Consider the following 1,521-nt stretch of genomic DNA (forward strand, 5'->3'; position numbering starts at 1 on the left):
AATCAACGGTCTACCCAGACCACCCCCGCGCCAGTGCTAGCTTTGCGTACCGTCACTTATTGCACTGAAAACGAGGAGACCCCAAGTCCGAACCGTTTACACAAAAATTCGGACACGCCCCCCTCGCCTGGCGCATCGTCCCGCTGCGCCGGCACTCCTTTGCCCGACTACAGGCTCAGCGCCACGAAGCCCGAAGGCGCAACCGGCGGCTGGCCAGCGCGCTCGCGCAGCCAGCGGTGAACGATTTTGGCGTTGATGCCATAGGCCAGCGCAACGTCCGCCACCGAGGCGCCGGGCACCTGGGTTTGGGCTACGACTTGGCTCTTGAGTTCAGGGCTGTACGAACGCCTCTTGGACGTTGGGGCAATCGCCTCGCGCGCCTTGGTTTGCGTGATCTTCATCGTGCACACGATGCACGACTCTCGGTACTATCTCAAGATGGGTTCGCCGTGCGCTTACGGCTGTCAAGCCGAGCGACACATGCAAGGCGAGGTAAGCAGCGCTGCCCCGTGTGCCTTCAATGGACAGCATGTACCAGCCAAGGCCGATCTGAACGGGAATCAGCGCGGAAAGTGCCCAATGAAAAAAAGTGCGGGTCGGCTGTAGCGACCAGATGATCGCAAGACTGAGAGTTTTTTCATGGCCGATTCCTTTATGGCAGCCAACTACTTTGGTCTACCTACTCGCCTTCTTGACTCGACGCTCTAAGGCCTCCTCGACGCTCTCGGCTATCAATGCCACGGAAAGACTTGACAGAGGATATAGAAGGAATACGAGTATTGGGTGAGTAATTTTCAACCAGTAGCCTGCAAAAATAACGAACGTGAGGGATGCATGCGCGAGACTATGTGCTACCAGTCGAGATGCGCGATTGAACCGAGGATAGTTGAGCGAGAACCATAGTTTGAAGCCCAGTCCGAGTACGCCGTACTGCGCGATGGTCAGCACGGCGTAGTGCACAGGGCTGTCTGCTTCAGACCGCAGGGCTCCTACGTGGAACCAGGCCATGGATGCGGTAGTCAGGCCTATAGTCAAGCCAAGCAGATGACTGAACTGCCGAGCAGACAGGTAGTAGCTACCTGTCAAAATGAACGCCCCCAATGCAATGAATCCGGCGAGGTATATAAAGTCGTGAGACATCGAAAATCAGGTTTTTTAAGTTATTTTTGCGACCGAAGTTCGGAACAGCCGCCCGGCGTATAGCCGTGCCCCTGGGTCGGTACAAATGCATTACTTCATGTACGGTGGCCTGCGAGCCTGGTAACTTCAAGGTCGAAGAATCCCAGAACTCAGCGCAGCCACATCCTGTGTAAGGTGGCGTCGCGGTCAATCATGTGGTGCTTGAAGGCGGCCAGAATATGCAGTGTTGTAATTCCGATGAGACTGTAATTTATCCATTTATGAACCGATTCCATGAGTGCCATCTGTGCCTGGTCAGCCACCAACAGAGGAGGAAGGTTGATTGAGCCAAACAACACGATGGCCTCGCCCATCCGGTTGCTCAAAAGATACCCCGTCAGG

The 1,521-nt window shown here is 55.4% G+C and carries 2 protein-coding genes; both read right to left on the reverse strand.

The genetic code is table 11. The annotated features are described in order from the left end of the window. Positions 1 to 167 precede the first annotated feature (167 nt). The gene (locus ACFQND_RS12295) at positions 168 to 401 is read right to left on the reverse strand and encodes a transposase (protein WP_082763158.1); all 234 of its coding nucleotides are present in this window, start codon (positions 399 to 401) and stop codon (positions 168 to 170) included. A gap of 888 nt (positions 402 to 1,289) precedes the next feature. Next, the coding region (locus ACFQND_RS12300) for a cytochrome b (RefSeq protein ID WP_377413634.1) at positions 1,290 to 1,521 on the reverse strand (232 nt) is incomplete at its 5' end.

Origin of the sequence: Polaromonas aquatica (assembly GCF_042659145.1) — a bacterium.
GTDB lineage: Bacteria > Pseudomonadota > Gammaproteobacteria > Burkholderiales > Burkholderiaceae_C > Polaromonas > Polaromonas aquatica.

Coding starts and splice junctions, on each gene's coding strand:
- ACFQND_RS12295 (WP_082763158.1), bottom strand. CDS start 401: ATGAAGATCACGCAAACCAAGGCGCGCGAGGCGATTGCCCCAACGTCC.